This is a genomic window from Arthrobacter sp. 05L44 (assembly GCF_056397605.1).
In genome coordinates this window covers 49,432-74,604 of sequence record NZ_JBFTNS010000003.1, presented here as the reverse complement: position 1 = coordinate 74,604, position 25,173 = coordinate 49,432, and the positions used below count along the sequence as shown (strand labels likewise).

Below are 25,173 nucleotides of genomic sequence, written 5' to 3'. Positions count from 1 at the left end.
AGCGTCGTCCGGAGACCGGTACCCCCACGTGAAGCTGCGCCTTTTCCCCCAGGAGCCCGCCGGGCTGAACCTGCTGTCCCAGATGGCCCACCAGATCGCCGTGGCCACCGGGACCCTCTCGGAGATCCTCGGCGCCCCCGCCACGGAGCACTCCCGCCTCGTAGAGGACATGCACGATCACGAGGCGAAGTCGGCGGAGCTGCACTTTGCCCTCCTGACGCACATGCGGACCAGCTTCCTGAACCCGCTCCCCCGCGAAGACATGTACGCGCTCTCCCGCTACCTCAACGAGGCCATGGAGAAGCTGGACGCCGCGGCGGACCTCGTATTCCTCTACAAACTCGAGCGGTTGCCCAAGCGCGCGGCCGACCAGCTGGAGATCATCAGCCGGCAGGCCGAGCTCACCGTCGAGGCCATGCGCCAGCTGAACAACCTGGACGACCTCGAGGACTACTGGATCGAAGTCCTCCGGCTCACCAAACGCGCGGAGCGGACCCACCGGGTCTGGGTGGCGGACATGCTCAAGGACATGAAGTCGGCCCAGTACGCCCGCAACCGGGATATCGCTGACCAGCTGGTGGAGGTCACCAAGGACATGCGCCGGATCGCCACCCAGGTTGGCAGCATCATCGTCAAGGAATCCTAGAGTGGCGGTGGCCTTCTTTGCCCTGGTGGTTCTCTTCGCCGGGGCATTCGCCTTTCTGAACGGCTTCCGCGACGCCTCGTCCTCGGTTGCCCTTGCCGTCCGGACCCGGGCCCTGACCCCCACCGTCGCCGTGCTCCTGGCCGGGCTGTTCAACTTCATCGGCGCCGGGCTCAGCGCCGCCCTGGCGCTGGAGGTCAGCCGGACATGGGTGGTCCTCCCTTCGGGCGGGAACGGCCTCACCATCCTCATTGCCGGGCTGCTCAGCGCCGTCCTGTGGGGCATCTACACCTGGTGGCGGGGCATCCCGTCCTCGTCCACGCACGCCCTGGTGGGCGGCCTGGCCGGGGCCGGCGTCGCCAGCGTTGCCGTGGGCGGACATTCGGTGCTGGGGGTGGACCAGTCGCTGCTCGTCCAGGTTGTCCTGCCCCTGCTGCTCTCCCCCGTCATCGCCTTCGCCGGAGCATACCTCCTGGTCTGGCCTGCCACCTGGGCGGCCCGCTACACCCCGCCGAGCGTGGTGAACAGCCGATCCCGCCGCGCCCAGGCCATCGCCGCGGGCGCCGTAGCCTTTGGCCACGGGCTGCAGGACGGCCAGCGCACCAGCGCCGTGCTGATCCTCGGAATGCTGGGCGCAGGCTTCCCCGTGGGCGACTCCACGCCTGTCTGGGTGGCCCTGGTGACCGCGGGCATGCTGACGGCAGGGACCCTGGCCGGGGGCTGGCGGATCTCGTACACCATCGGCTACCGGCTGGTCCGGGTTGACCCCCTGCACGGCTTCGTGGCGCAGTTCTTCAGCAGCGTCATCCTCCTGGTGGGCGCGATCGGCCTGCACTGGCCGATCTCCACCACCCACACGGTCACCTCGGCCGCGCTGGGGTCGGGGACCAACCAGGGATACACGGCCACTAACCGGCGGCTGGTGCTCCGGATCCTCGCGTTCTGGGGGCTCACGCCGGTGCTCACCGCCGCGGTGGCCTTCGTCCTGGAACTGGCCCTCTCACCCCTCGCGGGGTTCTAGGGACCCCTCCGGCCCCGCGGGACCCGTTGATTGGCCGGGCGGGGTTTATCCGAAGCGGCCGGAAACGTAATCCTCGGTGGCTTTTTCGGTCGGGTTGCTGAAGATGGTGTGCGTGTCGCCGTACTCGATCAGCTTGCCAGGCTTGCCGGTGCCGGCGATGTTGAAGAACGCGGTCTTGTCCGAGACGCGGGCGGCCTGCTGCATGTTGTGGGTCACGATCACCACGGTGTATTCGTCCTTGAGCTCGTTGATGAGATCCTCAATGGCGAGCGTGGAGATCGGGTCCAGCGCGGAGCAGGGCTCGTCCATCAGGATCACCTGCGGCTCCACAGCAATGGCGCGGGCGATGCAGAGGCGCTGCTGCTGCCCGCCGGAGAGGCCGGAGCCCGGCTTGGCCAGGCGGTCCTTGACCTCGTTCCAGAGGTTGGCGCCGCGCAGGGACCGCTCCACCAGGGAGTCAGCCTCGCCCTTGGAGATCTTCTGGTTGTTCAGCTTCACGCCGGCCAGGACGTTGTCCCGGATGGACATGGTCGGGAACGGGTTGGGCCGCTGGAAGACCATGCCGATCTGCGAGCGGACCGTCACGGGGTCCACGCCGGGGCCGTAGAGGTTGTCGCCGTCGAGCAGTACTTCGCCCTCCACCCTCGCGCCGGGGATGACTTCGTGCATCCGGTTCAGGGTGCGCAGGAAGGTGGACTTGCCGCAGCCCGAGGGGCCGATGAAGGCGGTGACGGACTTGGCGTCGATGTTGATGTTCACGTCTTCTACGGCCAGGAATTTGCTGTAGTAGACATTCAGGTCTTTGACGTCGATGCGCTTAGACATGCTGTTCCTTCACTTGTGGAGATAGGGACCGGGTGCCGGCCGTGGCCTAGCGGCCGGCCTTCGGGGCGAAGATGCGGGCGACCAAGCGGGCGGCCAGGTTGAGCAGCATCACGAGGATAATGAGGACCAGGGCCGCGCCCCAGGCGCGCTGGTCGGAGGGACCCGGGTTGGACGGCGACGTCGGGTTGAGGATCTGGGTGTAGATAAAGGTCGGCAGCGAGGCCATCCAGCCGCCAAAGACGTTGTTGTTGATGGACGTCGCGAAACCGGCGGTGACCAGGATCGGAGCTGTCTCGCCGATCACCCGGGCAATCGCCAGGGTGACGCCGGAGGCGATACCGGAGATCGCCGTCGGGATGACCACCTTGAGGATGGTCCGCCACTTGCGGACGCCGAGGGCGTAGGCGGCCTCGCGCAGTTCGTTCGGGACGATCTTGAGCATTTCCTCGCTGGAGCGGACCACCACCGGGATCATGAGGACGGAGAGCGCGACGGCGGCGACGGCGCCGGTTTTGGTGCCGGGGCCGACGACGACGAAGAAGAACGCTGCGGCGAAGAGGCCGGCCACGATCGAGGGGATGCCGGTCATCACGTCGACGAAGAAGGTGATGGCCCGGGCCAGTGCTCGGTCCTCACCATATTCGACCAGGTAGATCGCGGTCAGCAGGCCCACCGGCACGGAGATGACCGTGGCCAGCAGGGTGATCTGCACGGTGCCGATCAGCGCGTGGTAGATGCCGCCCAGGACCGGGGCGCCTTCTTCGGCGGCCTTGTTGTCGAAGGCGCCGGTGACGCCGTTCATCGACGTGCCCAGGAAGCCGGGGTCGACCAGGCCGGGCAAGCCCTTGACCAGCACGGTCCAGATCACGGAGATCAGCGGGAGCAGGGCGATCAGGAAGGCGCCGACCACCAGGCAGGTGGCCAGCTTGTCCTTGGCCCTGCGGGAGCCTTCGACGACGGCGCTCCAGCCGACGAGGCCGGCGGCGAAGAGCAGCGCTGAGACGATGCCCCAGCCGAAGGCGTTAAAGCCGACCAGTGCCAGGATGGCGGCGCCGATGACCAGGGCGAGGGCCAGGACAATGTAGGGCGCGGCCTTGGGAAGCTGGCCCTTGGTCAGGGCGGAGCGTTTGCGGACCGGAGTCAGGGTGGAGGTCATCTAGTTGGCTCCCGAGAATTCTTTGTGCCGGGTGATGATCCACCGGGCAATCATGTTCACGCCGAGCGTGATGACGAACAGCACCAGGCCGGCGGCGATCAGCGTGCTCACCTTCAGGCCGCTGGCTTCGGGGAAGTTCAGCGCGATTTCGGCGGCGATGGTCTGGTTGCCGGACTGGATCAGGCTTGCGGTCAGCGCACCGGAGGACAGGACCAGGGCGACGGCCATGGTCTCGCCCAGGGCGCGGCCCAGGCCCAGCATCACGGCGCTGACGATTCCGGGGCGGCCGAACGGCAGTACGGCCATTCGGATCATTTCCCAGCGGGTGGCGCCGAGCGCGAGGGCGGCTTCCTCGTGCAGCTTGGGGGTCTGCAGGAAGATTTCGCGTGAGAGCGAGGTGATGATCGGCAGGACCATAACCGCCAGGACGATGCCTGCGGTCAGGATGGTTTTGCCGGTGGCGGAGGCCGGCCCCTGGAAGATGGGCAGCCAGCCGAGGTTCTTGGCGAGCCAGTCGTAGGCGGGCGCGATTTCCTTGGCGAGGAACGCCGCACCCCAGGCGCCGTAGACGACGGAGGGGATGGCGGCCAGAAGGTCCACCACGTAGCCGAGGCCGGAGGCCAGCCGGCGCGGGGCGTAGTGCGAGATGAAGAGCGCGACGCCGATGGATACCGGGGTGGCGATGACCAGGGCGATGACGGCCGCGATGAGCGTGCCGATGACGATCGGCCAGATGTAGGCGAAGAATCCGTTGCCGCCCTGGATGTCGGCGGCGGGTGCGGTGAACGCCGGGATGGCCTGGACGACCAGGAAGAGCGCAACGCCGAACAGCACAGCGAGGATCAGGCAGCCTGCTGCGAGGGTGGCCCCTGAGAAGACTTTGTCCCCGGCACGTCCTGCGCCCTGGGGTTTGGTCAGGGAGGTGGAGGTCATACCCGGCCCTTCGGTGTTGGTGTTGCGGAAGTGCGAAAACTGGAAAACTGCGGGAACGCGGCTAAGTTCCCCGTCCCGCCGGGCGGCGGGGCGGGGAACTCAGCGGTTCAGTTCAAACCTTACGACTTGACCTTGATGGATTCGACAGCCTTCACAGCCTTTTCGGCCAGGGTGGAGGAGATCGGAGCCGACTTGGCGGACTCGGCGGCAGCCTTCTGGCCCTCGGAGGAGAGCACGTACTTCTCGAAGGACTTGACCAGGTCTACGGTCTCCTGCTTGTCGTAGGTGCTGCAGAGCACGTGGTAGGAAACCAGGACAACCGGGTAGGCGCCGGATTCGGTGGTGGTGCGGTTGAGCTTGATGGCGAGGTCGTTGGCGCCACGGCCTTCGACGGGCTTGCCCAGGTCCACGGCCTTGGAAGCGGCTTCCGGGGAGATCTTGACGAACTCGGAGCCGACCTTGATCTCGGCGGTACCCAGCTTGCCGCTGACGGCAGAGTCGTCGGCGTAGGTGACCGCACCCGGGGTGTCGGTGACCGTCTTGACGACGCCGGAGGTGCCCTTGGCGTTCTCGCCCTTCAGCGAGGATGGCCACACACCATCGGCCTTGTCCTTCCAGACATCGGGAGCCGCGGCGGAGAGGTAGTCGGTGAAGTTCTTGGTGGTGCCGGAGTCATCGGAGCGGTTGACCGGGGTCACCTTGAGGTCCGGGAGCTTGGCGTCCGGGTTCAGGGCGACGATGGCGGGGTCGTTCCACTTGGCGATTTCGCCGCGGAAGATCTTGGCCGCGGTGGGGGCATCGAGCTTGATGTCCTTGACGTCCGGGATGTTGAAGGCGATGGCGATCGGCGAGATGTAGACCGGAACCTCGACGGCGCCGTCGGGGCCGCACTTGTCCTTGGCCTTGGCGAGCTCTTCGTCCTTCAGGTAGGCATCGGAGCCGGCGAACTGGGCCGAGCCGTCGAGGATGGCCTTGCGGCCTGCGCCGGAACCGTCCGGGGAGTACTGCACGTTGACGCCCTGGTTCGCGGAGGCGAAGTTGGTCTTCCACACGTCCATGGCCGCGCCCTGAGCGGAGGAACCAATGCCGGTCAGCGTGCCGGTAACCTTCGGGCCCGACGCCGCAGCGGTGCCTGCCGCGGTGTTGGTTGCGTTGTCCGAACCGCAAGCGGTGAGCGCGAGTGCGCCGGCTGCGATAACAGCGATGGCCGCGTTGCGGCCGAAGCGTGATGCCTTCACTAGATGTACCCCTTCCAGGGTTATTCAGATGCGTGCCGGACCGGAGACGTCCGGGCGATAAAGACGGTGGGTACGGTTTGTACCTCTATCGAAGTTAAGGGCCCCAGGTGAAGGGAAATGTGGCCCAAAGTGAACGACAGGTTAACGACGTCGGACCATTGGTCGACAACTGACGGTTCGCAGTTGCGTTGGCTGCGTCACAGTCGTAGGGGCCGGTGGTGCGCAACCCGGCGGTCCCCGGACTGCAAATAGACTGGGGGCATGGCCGCCGCTACTGGATTCACCGCAAGCGCACGATTCCTGCGCGGCCGGGTCCGCACCGGGTTCATCCGGAGCCGGAAGTCGCTGGTACCGGCCGTCCAAATGACGGCCTGCGCGGTGGGGGCCTACGCCTTCGCCGAGTACGTCCTGGGCCACACCGGGCCGCTGTTCGCCGCCACCTCCTCCCTGATCGCACTGGGCTTCTCCCGCGATCCGCGGCTGCGGCGGGTCGTGGAAGTGGGCCTGGGCTGCACCATTGGCATTGTGGTGGGGGACCTGCTCCTGCACTGGCTGGGCGCCGGGATCTGGCAGGCCGCCGTCGTGCTCCTGTTCTCCATCCTGCTGGCCCGGTTCCTGGACAGCGGGACCATTTTCACCACCCAGCTGGGCCTGCAGTCCCTGCTGGTGGTGCTGCTGCCGGCGCCGGCCGGCGGGCCGTTTACCCGGAGTATCGACGCGGTGGTGGGCGGCGGTTTCGCGCTCCTGGTGACCTTCCTTATCCCCAAGGACCCCCGCCGCGAACCCCGCAACGACGTCAAGAAGCTGCTGCACGAACTGGCGGAGGTGCTCCGAGAGTGCTCCGCCGCCCTCACCAACAGCGATTCCACCCAGGCGTGGCACGCGCTGATCCGGGGCCGGAACTGCCAGCCCATGGTCGACGCGATGCGCCAGACGCTGCGTTCCTCCGGGGAGGTCGCCACACTGGCCCCCGCCTACCGCCGGTACCGGGACGAGTTGGACCGGCTGGCGCAGTCGGTGGACTTTATCGATTTGGCCCTCCGTAACAGCAGGGTTTTCGCGCGTCGGCTGACCAGCGCCATCAACCACGCCGCGCTCTCCGACGAGGCCACGGAGAACATTGCCGAGGTCCTGCAGGAGACGGCGGCGGCGATCGATGAACTGGGACTGGGCCTGGCAGAGGTCAACGACAGTGTCCGCCGGGCCCACCTGCGCACGGCCCGGGTGGAACTGAGCGAAACCGCGGGCCGGCTGCACCCCCGGCTGCTGGACGTGCAGCGGCTCGAGGGGGAAACCGTGGTGATGCTGTTCCGCCCCCTGATGGTGGACCTGCTCGAGGCCTCCGGCCTGGACCCGGACGACGCCCGGGACCTGCTTCCCGCCCTCTAGGACCGCACCGTGCGGCCGCCCGGAACCGCACCGGAATGTCAGCGCCCGCGGCTAGGGTGGAGCAATGGCAACAAAGACTTCCCGGGCCGCCAAGGCACCGGGCTATAAATGCGCGGAATGCGGCTGGACCACAGCCAAGTGGGTTGGCCGCTGCGGCGAGTGCCAGGCCTGGGGCACGGTGGAAGAGACAGGCGCCGCGGTGGCGCGGACGACGGCGGCCACCACCGTTCTGGAGCCGGCCCGCCGGATCGCCGAGGTGGACGCGACGACGGCGGCATTCCTTCCCACCGGGGTGGATGAACTGGACCGGGTGCTGGGCGGTGGCCTGGTTCCCGGTGCCGTGATCCTGCTGGCCGGCGAGCCCGGCGTGGGCAAGTCCACGCTGCTGCTGGACGTCGCGGCCAAGTTCGCCCGGACCGCGCAGGACGTCCTGTATGTCACGGGCGAGGAGTCCGCGGCGCAGGTGAAGCTGCGGGCGGACCGGATCGACGCCGTCGCCGAGTCCTTGTACCTCTCCGCCGAAACGGACCTCGGGCAGGCGCTGGGGCAGGTGGAAAAACTCGAACCCCGGCTGCTGATTGTGGATTCGGTCCAGACACTCAGCAGCGCCGACGTCGAGGGCAGCGCCGGCGGCGTCTCCCAGGTCCGGGAGGTCACGGCCTCGCTGATTGCCGCCGCCAAACGCCGCAATATGACCACCCTGCTCGTGGGGCACGTGACCAAGGACGGTTCGATCGCCGGGCCCCGGCTGCTGGAACATCTGGTGGATGTTGTCTGCCAGTTCGAGGGTGAGCGGCACTCCCGGCTGCGGCTGCTGCGTGCCGTGAAAAACCGGTACGGCCCCACTGACGACGTCGGCTGCTTCGACCTGAACGAGGACGGCATTGTGGGGCTGGCGGATCCCAGCGGCCTGTTCGTCTCGCGCACGAAGGATCCCGTCTCCGGAACGTGCATCACGGTGACGCTGGAGGGCCGCCGGCCGCTGCTGGCCGAGGTCCAGTCCCTGCTCGCCGAAAGCGCCAACGCGCAGCCGCGCCGGGCCACCAGCGGCCTGGACAGCTCCCGGGTGGCGATGCTCCTGGCCGTGCTGCAACAGCGTGCCGGCTGCCTGCTGCATAAGGATGACTCCTACGTCGCGACCGTCGGCGGTGTAAAGCTCAGCGAGCCCGCCACCGATCTTGCCGTGGCCCTGGCGGTGGCGTCCGCGAAGGCCAAGAAACCGCTTCCCCAGCGGCTCATCGCGTTCGGCGAGGTGGGCCTGGCCGGTGAGGTTCGTCCGGTGCCCGGTATCAACCAGCGCATCCAGGAGGCCCACCGGCTGGGGTTCACCCACGCCGTGGTGCCTGCCAGCCCGAACGGCCCCGGCCCCGTCCCGGCCGGGTTCTCCGTCCGCGAGGTGGGCCACCTCGCCGAGGCCCTGGGGTTGCTCATCAGCTGACGGCAACGGACCGCCGGGCCGCTCAACGACGGCGGCGGCCCCTCGCGTGCCGCGGGACGACTTAGGACCCTAGCGCCCACCCCCGCTCCGGCGCACCATGGGAGCAACAGCTTCTCGGAGCGGAGGGACCGGACATGATGTGGGGTTACGGGCAGAACCTGTGGTGGATGTGGCTCTGGGGCATGATGCTCCTGGTCGGAATCGCTGTGCTTGTGCTGCTGGCGGTGCGGGTGTTCGGCGGGACGGGGCACGGCCTGCCTCCGGGCCTGGGGCATCCGGGAGTCCTGGGCCAGCCCGGACACCCCGGCGTGGCCGCCCACCCGGGCCAGCCCGGCCCGGGCCAACCCGGACCGGGTCCGGGGTTCCCCGCCGGCAAGAGCCAGGCCCGGCTGATCCTCGACGAACGCTTCGCACGGGGTGAGCTCACCGTGGAACAATACCGGGACCACGTGAAGGAACTCGGCGAGGGCCCGTAGTGTTCCCGACGGTCCAGCCGCACGGACATCACGGGCATGATGCGGAGCAGGCGGGCGGCGACGATGACCATCTGGTCCACAGCCACGGACAGCACGCGGGCCACAGTGTGGCGATGTTTAGGAACAGGTTCTGGCTGACCCTGGCGCTGTCCGTCCCAGTGGTGCTGTTCAGTCCCATGTTCGGTGACCTGCTGGGCTACCGGCCGCCGGAGTTTCCCGGCTCGGCCTGGGTTCCGCCGCTGCTGGGCACCGTGGTGTTCCTCTACGGCGGCCAGCCGTTCCTGAAGGGCGGCTTCACCGAACTGACGTCCCGCCGGCCGGGCATGATGCTGCTGATCGGCATGGCCATCACCGTCGCCTTTGCCGCCTCGTGGGCCACCAGCGTGGGCGTTGGCGGCTTTGACCTGGACTTCTGGTGGGAACTGGCGCTGCTGGTGACGATCATGCTGCTGGGGCACTGGCTCGAGATGCGTGCGCTCGGCTCGGCGCAGGGTGCGCTGGACGCCCTGGCCGCGCTCCTTCCTGACGAGGCGGAGCGGGTCACGGACACCGGCACGGAGACAGTCAAAGTTTCCGAGTTGGCCGGCGGCGATACGATCCTGGTCCGGCCCGGCGGCAGGATGCCGGCCGACGGCACAGTCCTTGATGGCCGTGCCGACTTCGACGAATCCATGATCACCGGTGAATCCAGGACCGCCCTCCGCTCCCCCGGCGACGCCGTGGTGGCGGGAACCGTCGCCACGGATAACAGCGTCCGGGTCCGGGTCTCGGCCATCGGGGCGGACACCGCGCTGGCCGGAATCCAGCGCCTCGTGGCCGAAGCCCAGGCGTCCTCGTCGCGGGCGCAGGCCCTGGCGGACCGGGCCGCGGCCTTCCTGTTCTACTTCGCCGCCGGTGCCGGTGTGGTGACGTTCGCGGTCTGGACCCTGCTGGGCAGCGTGGCCGACGCCGTTGAACGCACCGTGACCGTCCTGGTGATCGCCTGCCCGCACGCCCTCGGCCTGGCCATCCCGCTGGTCATCGCGATCTCCACGGAACGGGCGGCCCGCGCCGGGGTGCTGATCAAGAACCGGATGGCGCTGGAACGGATGCGCACGGTCGACGTCGTGCTGTTCGACAAGACCGGAACGCTGACGCAGGGCGCCCCGGAGGTCCGCGCTGTGACCGTCCCCGCAGGGGAGAAAGAGGACCATATCCTGGCCCTCGCCGCCGCCGTGGAAGCGGACAGTGAGCATCCCGCGGCCCGGGCGATCGTCCGAGCAGCCCGCGGACGCGGCCTTGGAATCCCCGCCGCCACGGACTTCACTTCGCTGACCGGCCGGGGTGTCAGCGCCCTAGTGGAAGGCAGGCGGCTCCACGTGGGCGGCCCGGCGCTGCTGCGGGAACTCGGCGCCGCCGAACCCGCCGAGCTGGCCACCACCACTGCCGGCTGGGCGGACCGGGGTGCGGCCGTGCTGCACGTCATCGAGGGACGCAGTGTGCTCGGAGCCCTGGGCCTGGAGGACGCGGTCCGTCCGGAGTCCGCGCAGGCCGTGGCCGCGCTGCAGCAGCGCGGCATCAAGGTTGCCATGATCACCGGTGACGCCCGGCAGGTGGCGGCGGCCGTCGCGGCGGAGCTGAACATTGACGAGGTCTTCGCCGAGGTCCTCCCAGCGGACAAGGACCAGAAAGTCGCCGAGCTGCAGGGCCGCGGCCTGAAGGTGGCGATGGTGGGCGATGGCGTCAACGACTCCCCCGCCCTGGCAAGGGCCGAGGTAGGCATGGCCATCGGCGGCGGTACGGATGTGGCCGTGGAGTCCGCGGGGGTGGTCCTGGCCGGCAACGACCCCCGTGCGGTGTTGTCCATGGTGGACCTGTCCCGGGCCAGCTACCGCAAGATGTGGCAAAACCTGGTCTGGGCCACGGGCTACAACGTCATCGCCGTGCCCCTGGCCGCCGGGGCCCTGGCCTTCGCCGGAATTGTGCTCTCCCCCGCGGCCGGCGCCGTCCTGATGTCCGCCTCGACCATTGTGGTGGCCCTCAACGCCCAGCTCCTGCGGCGCCTGCACCTCAATCCGGCCCGGGTCGGCTAGGCGCCCGCCATGGCTGCCGCCGACCCCACGCCGTCGTTCGGACGGAACTTCGCCCGGCTGGGCCCGCGGATGGACGCGCGCGGGGCCGCGGCCCACCGGCGGCGCCTCGTAGCGGGTGCGCACGGCGCCGTCGTCGAAATCGGGGCAGGCTACGGCGCCACTTTCCCGCACTATCCGCCCGCGGTCACCGGAGTCATAGCGCTGGAACCGGACCCGACGCTCCGGGCGCTGGCAGTCACGGCCGCGGGGGCCGCGCCGGTGCCGGTGACAGTGCTCGACGGCGTCGCGGAGGCACTTCCGGCGGCGGACGCGTCAGTGGACGTCGTCGTCGCCAGCCTGGTGCTGTGCAGCGTGGCCGAACCGGCGGCCGTCCTGGCCGAGGCCGTCCGGATCCTCAAGCCCGGCGGGCGGTTGCTGTTCTACGAGCATGTCCGCTCCACGCACCGCCTGGCAGCCCTGGCGGAGGACCTGCTGACACCGCTCTGGAGCCGGCTGGCCGGGGGTTGCCATCCGAACCGGGACACCACGGCCGCCATAGTGCGGGCCGGGCTGGCCGTGGAGGACCTGGAACGGTTCGGGTTCGCGGCGCTGCCCGGCAACCCGCCGCTGGCGCACGTGCTCGGCTCGGCCGTCAAAGGCTGAGCGGCCCCGGGACCGCAGGCACCGGGGCCGCTGGTACCGCCTAGGCCTTCTTCGGCGGCAGGGCGAGCTTGAAGATCTTCGCCCAGGTGGACCCGACCTGCTTCCAGATGGGGCCGGTGGTGTAAGGCAGGCCGTAGCGCTGGCAGATTTCCCGCACCCTGGGCGCCACTTCGGCGTAGCGGTTCGAGGGCAGGTCCGGGAAGAGATGGTGCTCGATCTGGTGCGAGAGGTTGCCGGTCATCAGGTGCATGAACTTGGACCCGGAGATGTTAGCGGAGCCGATCATCTGGCGCACGTACCAGTCGCCGCGCGTCTCGCCGTCGACCATTTCCTCGGTGAACGTGTCCGTGCCGTCCGGGAAGTGCCCGCAGAAGATCACCGCGTGCGCCCAGACGTTGCGGACCGCGTTGGCGGTCAGGGTGCCGTACAGCGCCTGCTTGCCCGATCCGCTGAGCATGGCGACGGCGGGGGTGGCGGCATAATCCTTGGTGAACTGCTTGAGGGCCTTGCGGCCCAGCGCCTTGAGGTCCTTAGTGAGGGCCTCCTTGGACTTCCTGCCCTCGCGGTAGTCGACGAGCTCGAGGTCGTAGATGGCGATGCCCCACTCGAAGACCGGCGCGAGCAGCGCGTTGTAGAGCGGGTTGCCCAGGTTGAAGGGCTTCCATTCCTGCTGCGGGTCCATCCGCAGGAGGTTGTAGCCGATGTCGTTGTCCTTGCCCACCACGTTGGTCCAGCGGTGGTGCAGGTCGTTGTGGGTGTGCTGCCAGGAGCGGGCCGGTGTGACGAAGTCCCATTCCCAGGTGGTGGAGTGGATGTCCGGGTCGCGCATCCAGTCCCACTGGCCGTGCAGGATGTTGTGGCCCAGTTCCATGTTTTCCAGGATCTTGGCGAAGCTCAGCAAGGCCGTTCCAGTGGCCCAGGCGGCCTTGTTCTTGCTGACCAGCAGCGCGGCGCGGCCGGAGATCTCGAGTCCGCGCTGGATCTTGATCATCCGGCGGATGTAGGCGGCGTCATCGGAGCCGCGCTTGGCGAGGATCTCGTCCTTGATGGCATCGAGTTCGCGGCCGAGTTCAGCGACCTGCTCGTCGGACAGGTGCGCGGCGGCGGGCGGCCGCAGCAGCGGGCTGCCGGTCTCGGCCAGGGCCCCGGGCCGCTTCTTTACGACGGCGGCGCCTGCAGTTTCAGTGTCCGGCTTGTCAGCAAGTGTGGTCATAGGGTGGTTCTCCTCAGAGGTCGAGGTTAACGGGTCCGGCGGCTGCCGAAACACACGTCTGGATTAGTTGGCCCGGCTCGCCGTGGACTTCGCCGGTGCGCAGGTCCCGGACCTGGCCGGCCCGCAGCGGGATCAGGCAGCTGTGGCAGATACCCATCCGGCAGCCGCTGGGCATCAGCACCCCGGCGTCCTCGCCGACGTCGAGCAGCGGTGTGCTGCCGTCGGCGTCGACTTCGCGGTCCGAGGCCTCGAAGGTGACCAGTCCGCCGTCGTGCCCCGCACCGCCGGCCAGGCTGGTGCTGAAGCGTTCGATCGTCAGGGTTGCGGAAGGGTCGCTGCCGGGCTCGGCCGGGAGTTCCCAGAGGGCCTCGGCGTCGTCCAGGAAGCCCTCCGGGCCGCAGGCGTAGGCGGCACGCTCACGCCAGTCCGGGCACAGGGTGTCCAGTCCGGCAGGGGTGGTGAAGTCCAGCCGCCCCTGTTCGCCGGTAAACCAGTGGATGACCTTGAAGTTCGGGAACTGGTCCGCGAGCTCGGAGAGTTCCTCACGGAAGATGGCATCGGAGGCCGTCCGTGCCGTGTGGATGAGCACGACGTCGGCGTCCGGACGGCGCGGGACCAGGGTCCGGACCATCGACATCACCGGAGTGATGCCGCTGCCGGCCGTCAGCATCAGCAGCGGGCGGGGGTGCTCGGGGAGGACGAAATCGCCCTGCGGCGGCGCCAGGAAGAGGATGTCGCCGGGCTTAGTAGTGCGCACCAGCGTGCCGGAGACGGCACCCATGTCCGTCACGGTGATGGCAGGGTCCTCGCCTGCGGGGGCGCTCAGCGAGTACGAGCGCCAGTGCCTGACGCCGTTAAGCTCGACGCCGATGCGGGCCCACTGGCCTGCGCGGTGCGCTTGCCAGCCTCGGCCGGGACGGAAGAAAATGGTGGCGGAATCGACCGTTTCTGGAACCACCCGGGTGACTACGCCGCGCAACTGGCGGGCAGAGAACACGGGGTTGAACAGCGACAGAATGTCTTCTGGAGCTAGTGGGGTGGTCAGTAGAGATGCGGCGCGCGCCAGCTTACGGAGCCGGATCATTTATTAACCATATGTCAGTCTAAGTCATAATTCTTCACCCAAGGCATACGATCGACTCAGAGAAACTGTTTCCACGCAACAATTTTTGGATTTCCGCCATGGATGCTACGCCCGCCGCCCACCCCGCTTACCCCGCCTATGACCCGCCGTGGCTGGCGCTGCCGCGGGAGGTCAGCGACATGCTGCGCCCGCGAGTTCCCTTCATTGTGGAGGCCATCATCGAGGCGGTCCCCCAGCTGGTTCCCGCTTACGCCAGGCCCATCGAGGGCCGTTTTGGCCGGGGCCTGCGCCGCGGGGTCGCGACGGCGCTGGATCGGTTCCTGCAGCTTCCGGGCACCACCTTGCCGGCGCTGTCCGAGTCGAGCCGGCAGCTGGTGGCCGGACTGGGCAGCGGCGAGTTCCGGCAGGGCCGGAGCATGGATGCGCTGCTGAGCGCCTATCGGATGGGCGCGAGGGTGACGTTCCGCGAAATGTCGAAGGTCTCCGTGGACAAACACCTGGGCCAGAACGTGGTGGTGGACCTCGGGGAGTCGATCCTCGCCTACATCGACGAGCTCTCCGCGGTCAGCGCCGAGGCGTACGCCTTTGAACAGTCCGAACGCGCCGGGGCGGTGGACCGGCGCCGCACCGAACTGCTGGACCTGCTGCTGCTGGGGCAGGCGGACGAGGCGGCGCTGCGGCAGACGGCGGCGATGGCCGACTGGTCCCTTCCCGCCCGGATGGTAGTGGTGACGCTGCCGGTAGACCGCGCGGGCGGCCTGCGGCTCCGGCTCGGTCCCGGAACCCTGGTGATCGAACGCGAGACCGACGCCGTGGCGCTGGTTCCGGCGCGCACCTCCAAGGCCGCCCGGGCTGACCTGGCGAAGGCGCTCCGGGGCCGTGGCGCCGCCGTGGGGCCGGCCGGCGGCTGGGAAAAGGCTCCGGAGTCCCTGCGGCTGGCCGTGCTGGCGGCATCGGTCTTACCGCACCGCGAGGGCCCGGAGGACCCGCCGATCTGGGCGGACGAGCATCTCGCGGCGGTGGTCCTGGGCGCCGAACCCTCCGCCATCACCGAGTTGGCCAACCGACGCCTGGCACCGCTGGAGGGGCTCCGCCCGGCGCAGCGTGAACGGCTGGCCGAAACGCTGCTGTCCTGGCTCCGCCACTGGGGCCAGCGGGCGCCGGTGGCCGCCGAGCTGGGCATCCATCCGCAGACCGTTGGCTACCGGGCGGCGCAGCTGCGTGAGCTGTTCGGCGATGCGCTGGAGGATCCGGTGGCGCGGTTCGAGCTGCAACTCGCGCTGCACGCCGGGAAGCGCTGACCGGCAGACGGGGTCCGAGAAGGCCGTGCACGCGGACGCGGCGGTTGCGGTTAGCTGGCGGTCACCTCGCGGCTCTGCAGCCGCAGGTCGAGGTCGTTCATAACGATCGCGGCCAAGTCCTCGAGGGTGCGCGTGTCCTCCGCGGTGAACTTCCGCGGCTCCCGGTCCAGGATGCAGAACGTGCCGAGGTTGAAGCCGTCCGGGGTGCGCAGCGGCACCCCGGCGTAGAACTGCAGCCCGAAATCCCCGGCAACGAGCGGGTTGGACAGCGTCCGCACATCCCTCGCTGCGTCCTCGACGATCCAGGGGCCGTCCTGCAGGATCGCCGAGGCGCAAAGCCCCGGGTCCCGGCCGATCTCGGTGACCTCCGTTCCGTGGTGGGCCTTGAACCAGATCCGGTCGTGGTCCACAACGCTCACGATGGCGACCGGCACCGAGAACAGCCGGGCCGCGAGCGCCGCTATCCGGTCGAACGCGCCGTCCTGGGGGGTGTCGAGGATCCGGTACCGCTCGACGGCGCGCATCCGGCCCTCCTCGTCGTGCTCCACGGCCGCGCGCTGCTGCCGGTGCCGGCCGGCACCGTTGATGACTTCCTGGCGCAGGGCAAGGGAGACCTCCCTCGCGTGCGGCCGGGCTGCAGGGTCGCGGGACAGCATGGAGGAGAGCAGTGCCACCCACATCGGGGCTAGCTCCTCCGGGATCTGCGGGTCGTGGAGGAGCCGGGCCACCGCGGATTGGATCGGCGCGCCAGGGTACGCCATCTTGCCGGTCAGCCCCTCGAGCAGCACGAGTCCGAGCGAGTAGATGTCGCTGGCCGGGCCGGCCGGGCCGCCGCCGGCCTGCTCCGGACTCAGGTAAGCGGGAGTCCCCGAGGTGCCGCCGTCGTCGTCGGTGCGGTTGTGTCCCAGCATGGCCGCCACACCGAAGTCCGTCAGCTTTGCCCGGGGGCGGCGGTCGTCGTTGCTGTAGTCGACCAGCAGGATATTCGCCGGTTTGATGTCACGGTGCACGATCCCGCGGTGGTGGATGTAGGAGAGACCGTCGGCGAGGTCATAGCCGATGTGGGCCATATGGGCGGCGGAGAGCGGCCCCTGCAGGGACCGGTGGCGCAGGTCCTGGCCGCGGACGAGTTCCATCACGAGGTACGTGAGCCGGGCGTCGGGATTGCTGAGGTCGGCCCCTGCGTCGTACAGCGTCACCAGGGCGTGATGGCTTATCCCCGCGAGGATCCGCACTTCCTGACCCTGGCGGCGGGTGTGTTCGAGGTCGTCCGCACCGTTGCGGAAAAGCTTGACCGCCACCTCGCGCTGCAACAGTTCGTCGTGGGCCCGGTAGACGGTTGATTGGCTTCCCCTGCCAAGGAGGGCTTCGATCCGGTACCGCCCACTGAGCAGAGAGCCGGATTCCATAGTTGCTGTCAACGAGTTTTCTTGTTCCCTCGATACGGGTCCGCACATGGAATCGGACGGTGCAGTTCTTGAAGCCGACAGGATCGCCAGGCGCCCGCGAAATTAGCAAGGTTACTTATGATACCGCGGAATCCATATTCAGGAAGACCTAACCGCGGAAAAGTTTGGGCGCCCCGGCGGCAGTCCGACGGCGCCCTGCCGGTTATTTGGCCGGGTTGTGCGTGCCGATCGGCACAAGCGTCAGGTCGGGAAGGTTCTTCTCGATCCGGCGCAGCGCCCAGACGTCGTTGAAGAGGGCCAGGTATTCGCCGTCGGAACGCAGCAGCACCTCTGCGCCCTGGACGTTGGCCAGTGCGGGCATGGCGTCCGCCGTCGTGATCCGCGCCAGCGAGTAGGGCAGCCGCTCCAGCCGCATCGGGGCGCTGAAGTCGTGCGCCATCCGGTCCTCGACCACTTCGAACTGCATGGGGCCGACGGCGGCCAGCACGGGCGCCTGGTCACCGCGGATGTCCGACCGGAGTACCTGGATCACGCCCTCGTGCTCCAGCTGTTCGATGCCACGGCGGAACTGCTTGAAACGGCTGGGGTCCTTGGAGCGGGCCACCTGGAAGTGCTCCGGGGCGAACAGCGGGATGGCCGGGAACTCCACGGGCTGTTCCAGGAACAGGCTGTCCCCGACGCGCAGCGACGAGGCGTTCACCAGGCCCACGACATCACCGGGGAAGGCCTCGTCAATCACTTCGCGTTCCCGGCCGAACACCTGCTGGGCGTATTTTGTGGCGAACGATTTTCCGGTGCGGCCCTGGGTGACCACCATGCCGCGCTCAAAGACGCCTGAGCAGACCCGGATGAAGGCCACGTGGTCACGGTGCGCCTTGTTCATACCGGCCTGGACCTTGAAGACGAACCCGGCGAACGGGGCGTCCACCGGCCGGGCGGCGCCGTCGACGTCGGGCCGGGGTGCTGCCGGCGGTGCGAAGTCCACCAGGGCGTCGAGGATTTCCTTCACGCCGAAGTTCAGGGCGGCGGAGCTGAACAGAATCGGCGTCGCCTTGCCCGCATGGAAGGCGTCGACGTCGAACGCGAGGTTGGACTCGATCACCAGGCCGGCGTCGTCGAGGGCGTTGGACCAGTCGCCGCCCTGGCTCTCTGCCGCCTCCTCCGGGGTGAAGTACTCGGTGAGGGCAATGTTGGCGCCGGCGTTGTTGCGCTTGAACTGGGCAAACCGGTCGTTGCGCAGGTCCCAGACGCCGCGGAAGTCACCGGAGATGCCGACGGCCCACGTCAGCGGCATGGGCTGCAGTCCGGTGCGTTCGGTGATCTCGTCCATGAGGGCCAGGGCATCGAGTCCGGGCCGGTCCCACTTGTTGATCACGGTGATGATGGGCAGGTTCCGCTGCTTGCAGACCTCGAAAAGCTTCATGGTCTGGGTTTCCAGGCCTTTGGCGGCGTCCACCAGCATCACTGCGCAGTCGACGGCGGCCAGCACGCGGTAGGTGTCTTCGGAGAAGTCAGCGTGTCCGGGAGTGTCCAGGAGGTTGATGACGGTGTCGCGGTAGGCGAACTGCAGGGCCGCCGAGCTGATCGAGATGCCGCGGTCCTTTTCCATCTGCATCCAGTCGGAGACGGTTTCCTTGCGGTTGGCCTTGCCGCTGGAGGCGCCGGCGGTGCCGATCACCTTGGCGTGCAGGGCCAAGGCTTCGGTCAGGGTGGACTTGCCGGCGTCAGGGTGGGAAATGACTGCGAAGGTCCGTCGCCGGGCTGCCTGCTTGTGAATCTCCTGGACTCGGGCGGGGCTGTGGACTTCTTGAGACACGGTGCTACTTTCGCTGCGGCTGTGGACGGGTCACGGCGCGGAGAGCCCGCGGTACACCCAAGGCTCCAAGTTTATCGCAGGCGGCGGCTGGCCCGGGCTGGCCGGCGAAAATGCGGTTTCCGGCGCCGCCCGGAGAGACAGTTCCGCGGCACCTCCGGACGGACCGTGATGGGCCACTTTGGGGCTTGTCCGTGCGGAAACCGGGCCGGGTTGCCCCTATGATGGTCCATACGGGAAACCGGGCATTTTTGTTCTTGCCGGCCTATGATCGAAAACCGATAAAAACCGGCGCACTAGCGGACTGCGTTCCGCACCTTTGAAGGGAAAACCTATGGCTCGGAGTCCCGAAGATGCACTGAAGGCGACGCTGGCCAGGGTTGCACCGGGGACGGCCCTGCGGGATGGCCTGGAGCGTATCCTCCGCGGACGGACCGGAGCCCTGATCGTGCTGGGCATGGATAAGACCATCGAGTCCATCTGCTCCGGCGGCTTCGAAATCGGCATCGATTTCTCCCCCACCCGGTTGCGTGAACTGGCGAAAATGGACGGCGCCATCGTCTGTGACAAGGATGCCGGGAACATCCTGCGCGCCGGTGTCCAGCTGGTGCCGGACTCAAGCATCGAAACCCAGGAAACGGGCACCCGGCACCGGACCGCGGAACGTGTGGCCATCCAGTCCGGTGTCCCGGTGGTTTCGGTGAGCCAGTCGATGCAGATCATCGCGCTCTACGTCAACGGCCTGCGGCACGTCCTGGAGGGCTCCGAAAAGGTCCTGGCCCGCGCCAACCAGGCCCTCGCCACCCTGGAACGGTACCGCTCACGTTTGGACCAGGTGACCAGCTCCCTTTCGGCGCTGGAGATCGAGGCGATGGTGACGGTCCGGGACGTCGCTGTGACCCTGCAGCGCCAGGAAATGGTCCGGCGCATTTCCGAGGAGATCTCCCAGTACGTCCTGGAACTCGGCGAGGACGGCCGCCTGCTCTCGCTCCAGCTGGACGAACTGACGGTGGGCCGCGGCCCCGGCAGCGACGTCATCATCCGTGACTACTCCAGCCCCAGCGCCTCCGCCGCGGACATTGAGGACGCCGTCAAGTCCCTGGTGAACCTGGGCCCCACCGAACTTATCGACCTCGGCAGGATCGCGGGCATCGTCGGTTTCGCCGGCGGCGAGGCCAACCTCGACGCCGTGGTGCAGCCGCGCGGCTACCGTCTGCTCTCGGGCCTGAAGGCCGTGCCGAAGGCTGTGGCCGACCGCCTGGTGGACCACTTCGGCGGACTGCAGTTCCTGATGGCGGCCACAATCGATGATCTGATGACAGTTGACGGCATCGGCGACCAGCGCGCCCGGACGGTCCGTGAAGGGCTGAGCCGGATGGCCGAGGCCAGCCTGCTGGACCGGTTCCTCTAAGGCATTCGGCGTCCGGGGCCTAGCCGAGCTGGAAGACGGCCTTGGGGCTGGTCTTGTTGCCGAGCCGTGCTGTGAAGACGTAGTAGGCGCCGCCGCCGCCGGGCTGGGCGTCGACCACCTTGCAGCCCTCGGTGGAGCGTTTGCGGTTCCACGGGAAGTTCGCAGTCTCGGTCCGGCCGGCGGGGATTTTCTTGACCAGGTCATCGCTCTCCGCCTGGCAGTCCCGGGAGGAGAAAATCCGGTCCGACCCGCTGGTGACCAGATACTCCATCTGTGAAGTGCCGATGTTGACCTCGCACGCCACCCGGTTCTTGTTGGTGACCTTCAAGGTCAGCAGCGGGCTCTCGTCGGGGCCGTAGGCGGCCTTGTCAGTTGACGCGGTGACAGTCAGGAGCTTTTCGTCGCAGCCCGCGCCCGAGGTGGACGTGGGGGTGGCGGACGGGTCGGGGCCGCCAGTAGCGCCCGGGGTCTGCGGGGAATCGGAGGCCGTGGCCGCCGGCGCCGGTCCCTTGAGGGCGGCCGAAATCGCCGCGAAACCTCCAACGGCGAGCGCGATGACCAGCAGCAGGACGGCCCCCACAACCAGCCTGCGCCGGCGGTAGACGGGGCTGAGGGGTTTCCGGGCCGGCCGGCGGCCGGCCCCGGCCTTTGCGCCGGAGGAACCCTTCGGTCCCGAGCCGCGCGTTCCTGAGTTGCCTTGCCTGACCATGCTTCTAGGCTAGAGAACGCTGCGGGTAATGCTGCCCCACCACGCCGCCGGCCGCCTTATGGTGCGCGTCTCTATTAAGCTGGGTCGATCAAAGCATTAGCCGAACCCCCAGCCCTTCCAGCAACCGCGCCCGTGCCGGTCCCGCCTGCCCCGGCCGCGCCAGCCCCACTCATTCCGTTGGCCGAACTGCACACCGCCCTGGCGTCCTGGTTCGCCGGGACGGCCCGGGACCTCCCGTGGCGCGACGCCGGCTGCTCCGCCTGGGGCGTGCTGGTCAGCGAGGTCATGCTTCAGCAAACCCCGGTGGTCCGGGTGCTGCCCGTGTGGGAAGAGTGGCTTCGGCGCTGGCCGGCTCCGGCCGATCTTGCCCGGGAAGCTGCCGGCGAGGCCGTCCGGTCCTGGGGCCGGCTGGGCTATCCGCGGCGTGCCCTCCGGCTGCATGCTGCCGCCACCGCCATCGTGGAAAACCACGGCGGCGAGGTTCCCGGGAATTACCCGGAGCTGCTGGAGCTGCCGGGGGTGGGCAGCTACACGGCGGCCGCCGTCGCCGCGTTCGCGTTTGGCCGCCGGGCGACGGTGGTGGACACCAACATCCGCCGGGTCCACGCACGGCTGTTCGCCGGATCCGCGCTGCCGGCGCCGGCCCTGACGGCCGCTGAAATGCGGCTGGCCGAGCAACTGCTGCCCCACGACGGCGCAGAGTCCGTGCGCTGGAACGCCGCGGTGATGGAGCTGGGTGCGCTGGTCTGCACCGCCCGGGCGCCCAAGTGCGGCAGCTGCCCGGTCCGAGGAGCCTGCGCCTGGCTCGCGGCCGGCGAACCGGCGCCCACCTACACTCCCAAGGGGCAGGCCTGGCATGGCACGGACCGGCAGGTCCGCGGGGCGGTGATGGCGGTCCTGCGGCTGGCCGAGTCCCCCGTTGCCCGCGAACTGTTCTCGGATGCCCCGGCGGACCTGGGCTTCGAAGCGGACGGGATCGGCGTACCGCTCGCAGCGCTGCACCGGCTGAATCCGGCGCCCGAACAGCTGGACCGGGCCATTGCGGGGCTGCTCAGCGACGGCCTCGCCGAACTGCAGCCCGCGGGTTTGCGGCTTCCGGGCTGAGGACGCCCTAGGGTTCGCCGAAGCCGGCCTTGATCAGCCCGCCGAGGTAGTCCACGGCCCGGGCAGCGTCCGCGCCGCTCGCCTCGATGTGCAGCACCGTCCCCTTGCCGGCGCCAAGCATCATCAGCTCCGTCATGGAGGCGCCGTCGACGCCGTTGACGGTCACCTCCGCGTCCATCCCGGCAAGGCCGCCGGCGATTTTCGCAGCGGGCCGGGCGTGCATGCCCGCCTGGTTGATCAGTTCGAAGTCGCCTTGGGCGTCCGGCGGTTGCTGGTGCGGGTGCCCGGCTGCATGCGGATGCGCCGGTGGACGGTAGACAGCTTCAGCCGCCTCCTTGACCGTCGCGGCGTCGGCGCCGGCCTGGGCCGATACCGCGGCCGCCACCAGTCCCTCGATCAGCGGGGCCTCGGCCAGGTGGATCGAGCCCGGGTCGGCGGCGAACTCCACCGCGGACTCCGCCGTCATCACCGCGGAGCCGAGGTCAGTAAGCACCACAACGCCGCTGTCCCCGGCGGCCCGTTCGAGGGCGTCCATGACCTTTTCCAGGCTGGTGCCGATCCGCCCGTCGTCGGTGCCGCCCGCCGCCAGGATCGTCACGTCGGGCGCCATTTGGGCGGCGAGTTCGACGGCGCCGTCGGCGATTTTCTCGCTGTGCGAGACGACGACGAGCGCGACGGTCATCCGGCCGCCCCCGCGGCAGCCCGCAGGATCAGGGCGGTGGAGACGGCGCCCGGGTCGCGGTGGCCGATACTGCGCTCCCCCAGGTAGCTGGCGCGGCCTTTGCGGGCCTGCATGGGATCGGTGGAGACGGCGCCGGCCTCGGCTGCCTCGGCGGCCGCCACCAGGACCTCCCGGACGTCGCCGGCACCGGCTGCTGCGGCGGAGGCGTCCACGGCGGGCGTCCAGGCGTCCACCATCGTCTTGTCCCCGGATTCGGCCTTGCCGCGCGCCACAATTCCGTCGCGGGCGGCCTGCAGGGCTCCCGCGAGGGTGGCGGCGTCGATGTCGGCGGCGTCCCCGAGTGCCGTGGCAGCGCGGAGGAACGCTGTTCCGTAGAGCGGACCGGCCGCGCCGCCCACCTTCGACATCAGGGTCATGGCGGTCAGCTTGAGGGCAGCCCCGGCGGTCTCGGGCGGCGTCTCAGCGAGCTTGTCCATCACAGCTTTGAAGCCGCGGTCCATGTTCTCGCCGTGGTCCGAGTCGCCGATCGGCCGGTCCAGTTCGATTAGTTCCACCCGGTGCTCCGCCATGGCCTCCGCGGACAGTGTCAGCCACCGCACCGCCCAGCCGACATCCAGGCCCATGCTCAGGCTCCCCAGCGCAGGGCGGCGGTGTGCACCGGCGCGTCCCACAGCCCGGTCATCTCGTCATCGAGGCGCAGGACCGTGATGGAGCAGCCCTGCATTTCCAGGGCCGTGATGTAGTTGCCCACCAGTGAGCGGGCCACGGTGACGCCCTGGTCCGCGAGCCGCTGCGCCGCCCGGCGGTAGACGATGTACAGCTCGCTCTGCGGGGTGCCGCCCATTCCGTTGACGAACAGCAGGACCTTATCGCCCGAGGCGAGCCCGAGGTCGCTGACCACCGGGTCCAGCAGGCGGTCCGTGATGCCGTCGGCAGGTTCCATCGCGATTTTCTGCCGGCCGGGCTCGCCATGGATGCCGATGCCGATCTCGATTTCGTTGTCCTCAAGCTCGAAGCTTGGCACCCCGGCGTGCGGAACGGTGCACGCGCTCAGGGCGACGCCCATGCTGCGGACGTTCTGGTTGACGCGGTCACCGATGGCGGCGACGGCGTCCAGGCTGTCGCCGCGCTCGGCGGCGGCGCCGGCGATTTTCTCGATCAGGACGGTGCCTCCGACGCCCCGGCGTCCGGCGGTGTAGAGCGAATCCTGCACGGCGACGTCGTCGTTGACCAGCACGGTGCGGACTTCCACGCCCTCGGCCTGGGCCAGCTCGGCGGCGGTCTCGAAGTTCAGGACGTCGCCGGTGTAGTTCTTGACGATGTGCACGACGCCGGCGCCGGAGTTGACGGCCAGTGTGGCGGGTAGGATCTGGTCCGGGGTAGGCGAGGTGAAGACCGCTCCCGGTACAGCGGCGTCGAGCATGCCCATGCCCACGTAGCCGCCGTGCAGGGGTTCGTGTCCGCTGCCGCCACCGGAGACGAGCCCGACCTTACCGGCCACCGGGGCGTCCTTGCGGACGATGAATTTTGGATCCGGATGGACGGTCACGAGGTCGGCGTGCGCCAGCCCAAACCCCTCCACTGACTCGTCGACCACTGCTTTGGGATCGTTGATGAGTTTCTTCATGGCTGTGCTCCCTGGATGGTTGTCCTGGCTGCTTGTCTCGACCCTACTACCGGGGCCCGACCATTGGTAGGCTCCGGATTCCGCCCCCGCAGGAGCGTTCAGGTGCCTGGTGTGGCCTGTGGTGTAAAGCCCGGCCAGGCGCCGGGACCAAGGGCGGTCCGGGCCTGCAGCCTGCGGGCGGCGGCGTCATCGGCCCCGGCGCCAGGGCCGGAGCCTAAGGCGGGGTCCGTGCCGGATGGATCCGGCTGGACGGGCGCGGCGTCGATCGACATTTGAAATGCGGAGAAATCTGGAAAAACCACGCGATTGTGCAATTTCTGCCTCCGAAGCTGGTGGCCCTCCCCATTGGGCCGCCATCAGTTTATCCACCATGTTGATTTGGCGGAAGGCCCGTTCGGCAGGGGCAGCTGAGGCTTAGATCGTACGGATCATCCGGGTGTTGCCGAGGGTGTTGGGCTTCACCCGGGCGAGGTCCAGGAACTCCGCAACACCCTCGTCATGCGAGCGCAGGAGCTCCGAATACACCACTGGATCCACGGCCGTCTGGTCCGCCATCACGTCAAAGCCGTGTTTCTTGAAGAAGTCCACCTCGAAGGTAAGGCAGAACACCCGGGAGATGCCCAGCGCCTTGCCGTCCTCCAGCAGCCGCTCCACCAGCAGGTGGCCGACGCCCTTGCCGCGCCACGCATCGGAGGTGGCCAGGGTGCGCACCTCCGCAAGGTCCTCCCACATCACGTGCAGTGCCCCGCAGCCGATCACCTCGCCGTCGGCCGCTTCGGCTATCCGGAACTCCTGCAGGCTCTCGTAATAGGCCACCGTTTCCTTGGCCATGAGGATCCGCTGATCGGCCAGGGGTGCCACGAGGGTCTTGATGGCGGCGACGTCGCCGGTGCGGGCCGGGCGGATGCGGATCGAGTCAGTCACAGCCCCAATCCTACGGCGCGGGTTGCGGGAGGCCCGCGCCGGGCCCCGAGCAGGGGCCCGGCG

The 25,173-nt window shown here is 68.7% G+C and carries 23 protein-coding genes; 10 read left to right on the top strand and 13 right to left on the bottom strand.

All coding sequences use genetic code 11. From position 1 onward, the window contains the following. Positions 1 to 28: 28 nt before the first annotated feature. Entirely contained in the window at positions 29 to 646 is a 618-nt protein-coding gene (locus AC1DHY_RS09060; protein WP_476877846.1) for a DUF47 domain-containing protein, read from the top strand. 1 nt (position 647) lies between these two features. After that, a complete protein-coding gene (locus AC1DHY_RS09055) occupies positions 648 to 1,664 on the top strand; it encodes an inorganic phosphate transporter (RefSeq protein ID WP_476877847.1) in 1,017 nt (338 codons plus the stop codon). A 45-nt stretch (positions 1,665 to 1,709) separates the two neighbouring features. On the opposite strand, the gene pstB is transcribed toward AC1DHY_RS09055, so the two are convergent. From pstB to pstS, 4 genes are all read right to left on the bottom strand, one after another. After that, the gene (pstB, locus tag AC1DHY_RS09050; RefSeq protein ID WP_476877848.1) at positions 1,710 to 2,489 is read right to left on the bottom strand and encodes a phosphate ABC transporter ATP-binding protein PstB; all 780 of its coding nucleotides are present in this window, start codon (positions 2,487 to 2,489) and stop codon (positions 1,710 to 1,712) included. A gap of 46 nt (positions 2,490 to 2,535) precedes the next feature. Next, positions 2,536 to 3,645, bottom strand: a complete 1,110-nt coding sequence (pstA, locus tag AC1DHY_RS09045) for a phosphate ABC transporter permease PstA (RefSeq protein ID WP_476877849.1) — start codon at positions 3,643 to 3,645, stop codon at positions 2,536 to 2,538. Next, positions 3,646 to 4,578 (bottom strand): phosphate ABC transporter permease subunit PstC, encoded by a 933-nt coding sequence (gene pstC, locus AC1DHY_RS09040; RefSeq protein WP_476877850.1) that lies wholly within the window; start codon positions 4,576 to 4,578, stop codon positions 3,646 to 3,648. Positions 4,579 to 4,697: 119 nt separating this feature from the next. Continuing rightward, positions 4,698 to 5,816 carry a phosphate ABC transporter substrate-binding protein PstS gene (pstS, locus tag AC1DHY_RS09035; protein ID WP_476877851.1) on the bottom strand — a complete coding sequence of 373 codons (1,119 nt, stop codon included), beginning with the start codon at positions 5,814 to 5,816 and terminating at the stop codon, positions 4,698 to 4,700. 261 nt (positions 5,817 to 6,077) lie between these two features. Here pstS and AC1DHY_RS09030 point away from each other — a divergent pair, with 261 nt between their 5' ends. The 5 genes from AC1DHY_RS09030 (at position 6,078) to AC1DHY_RS09010 (ending at position 11,833) form a co-directional block, all read left to right on the top strand. After that, positions 6,078 to 7,205: an FUSC family protein gene (locus AC1DHY_RS09030; RefSeq protein ID WP_476877852.1), complete on the top strand. Its 1,128-nt coding sequence runs from the start codon at positions 6,078 to 6,080 to the stop codon at positions 7,203 to 7,205. 64 nt (positions 7,206 to 7,269) lie between these two features. Next, positions 7,270 to 8,643, top strand: a complete 1,374-nt coding sequence (radA, locus tag AC1DHY_RS09025; RefSeq protein WP_476877853.1) for a DNA repair protein RadA — start codon at positions 7,270 to 7,272, stop codon at positions 8,641 to 8,643. Positions 8,644 to 8,777: 134 nt separating this feature from the next. Further along, a complete protein-coding gene (locus AC1DHY_RS09020) occupies positions 8,778 to 9,119 on the top strand; it encodes an SHOCT domain-containing protein (protein ID WP_476877854.1) in 342 nt (113 codons plus the stop codon). Then, positions 9,119 to 11,191 carry a copper-translocating P-type ATPase gene (locus AC1DHY_RS09015; protein WP_476877855.1) on the top strand — a complete coding sequence of 691 codons (2,073 nt, stop codon included), beginning with the start codon at positions 9,119 to 9,121 and terminating at the stop codon, positions 11,189 to 11,191. The genes AC1DHY_RS09020 and AC1DHY_RS09015 overlap by 1 nt, the downstream gene beginning before the upstream one ends. Positions 11,192 to 11,200: 9 nt before the next feature. Next, positions 11,201 to 11,833 (top strand): class I SAM-dependent methyltransferase, encoded by a 633-nt coding sequence (locus tag AC1DHY_RS09010; RefSeq protein ID WP_476877856.1) that lies wholly within the window; start codon positions 11,201 to 11,203, stop codon positions 11,831 to 11,833. A gap of 40 nt (positions 11,834 to 11,873) precedes the next feature. On the opposite strand, the gene AC1DHY_RS09005 is transcribed toward AC1DHY_RS09010, so the two are convergent. Further along, positions 11,874 to 13,046 (bottom strand): fatty acid desaturase family protein, encoded by a 1,173-nt coding sequence (locus AC1DHY_RS09005; protein ID WP_476877857.1) that lies wholly within the window; start codon positions 13,044 to 13,046, stop codon positions 11,874 to 11,876. Positions 13,047 to 13,059: 13 nt separating this feature from the next. Beyond that, on the bottom strand, positions 13,060 to 14,130 hold the full coding sequence (locus tag AC1DHY_RS09000) for a ferredoxin reductase (RefSeq protein WP_476877858.1): 1,071 nt from the start codon (positions 14,128 to 14,130) through the stop codon (positions 13,060 to 13,062). A 98-nt stretch (positions 14,131 to 14,228) separates the two neighbouring features. Between AC1DHY_RS09000 and AC1DHY_RS08995 the strand changes: the two genes are divergently transcribed. Continuing rightward, on the top strand, positions 14,229 to 15,431 hold the full coding sequence (locus AC1DHY_RS08995; protein ID WP_476877859.1) for a PucR family transcriptional regulator: 1,203 nt from the start codon (positions 14,229 to 14,231) through the stop codon (positions 15,429 to 15,431). A gap of 50 nt (positions 15,432 to 15,481) precedes the next feature. Here the strand turns inward: AC1DHY_RS08995 and AC1DHY_RS08990 are convergent, their stop codons facing one another. Together AC1DHY_RS08990 and AC1DHY_RS08985 are read right to left on the bottom strand one after the other, a co-directional pair. After that, a complete protein-coding gene (locus tag AC1DHY_RS08990; RefSeq protein ID WP_476903506.1) occupies positions 15,482 to 16,840 on the bottom strand; it encodes a protein kinase domain-containing protein in 1,359 nt (452 codons plus the stop codon). Positions 16,841 to 17,042: 202 nt separating this feature from the next. Continuing rightward, entirely contained in the window at positions 17,043 to 18,656 is a 1,614-nt protein-coding gene (locus AC1DHY_RS08985) for a peptide chain release factor 3 (protein WP_476877861.1), read from the bottom strand. 331 nt (positions 18,657 to 18,987) lie between these two features. On the opposite strand from AC1DHY_RS08985, the gene disA reads away from it, so the two are divergent. Beyond that, positions 18,988 to 20,064 carry a DNA integrity scanning diadenylate cyclase DisA gene (disA, locus tag AC1DHY_RS08980; RefSeq protein WP_476877862.1) on the top strand — a complete coding sequence of 359 codons (1,077 nt, stop codon included), beginning with the start codon at positions 18,988 to 18,990 and terminating at the stop codon, positions 20,062 to 20,064. Positions 20,065 to 20,083: 19 nt separating this feature from the next. Here disA and AC1DHY_RS08975 read toward each other — a convergent pair whose 3' ends face one another. After that, on the bottom strand, positions 20,084 to 20,773 hold the full coding sequence (locus AC1DHY_RS08975; protein WP_476877863.1) for a hypothetical protein: 690 nt from the start codon (positions 20,771 to 20,773) through the stop codon (positions 20,084 to 20,086). A gap of 267 nt (positions 20,774 to 21,040) precedes the next feature. Here AC1DHY_RS08975 and AC1DHY_RS08970 point away from each other — a divergent pair, with 267 nt between their 5' ends. Further along, entirely contained in the window at positions 21,041 to 21,877 is an 837-nt protein-coding gene (locus tag AC1DHY_RS08970; RefSeq protein WP_476877873.1) for an HhH-GPD family protein, read from the top strand. Between the two features lie 7 nt (positions 21,878 to 21,884). Here AC1DHY_RS08970 and dhaM read toward each other — a convergent pair whose 3' ends face one another. The 4 genes from dhaM to AC1DHY_RS08950 form a co-directional block, all read right to left on the bottom strand. Further along, the gene (gene dhaM, locus AC1DHY_RS08965) at positions 21,885 to 22,559 is read right to left on the bottom strand and encodes a dihydroxyacetone kinase phosphoryl donor subunit DhaM (RefSeq protein WP_476877864.1); all 675 of its coding nucleotides are present in this window, start codon (positions 22,557 to 22,559) and stop codon (positions 21,885 to 21,887) included. After that, positions 22,556 to 23,182, bottom strand: coding sequence for a dihydroxyacetone kinase subunit DhaL (gene dhaL / locus AC1DHY_RS08960; RefSeq protein ID WP_476877865.1), 627 nt, complete (start codon positions 23,180 to 23,182; stop codon positions 22,556 to 22,558). Before dhaL ends, dhaM begins: the two co-directional genes overlap by 4 nt. 2 nt (positions 23,183 to 23,184) lie before the next feature. Then, positions 23,185 to 24,186 carry a dihydroxyacetone kinase subunit DhaK gene (gene dhaK, locus AC1DHY_RS08955; protein WP_476877866.1) on the bottom strand — a complete coding sequence of 334 codons (1,002 nt, stop codon included), beginning with the start codon at positions 24,184 to 24,186 and terminating at the stop codon, positions 23,185 to 23,187. A gap of 414 nt (positions 24,187 to 24,600) precedes the next feature. Then, positions 24,601 to 25,110 carry an amino-acid N-acetyltransferase gene (locus tag AC1DHY_RS08950; RefSeq protein WP_476877867.1) on the bottom strand — a complete coding sequence of 170 codons (510 nt, stop codon included), beginning with the start codon at positions 25,108 to 25,110 and terminating at the stop codon, positions 24,601 to 24,603. Positions 25,111 to 25,173: the final 63 nt, after the last annotated feature.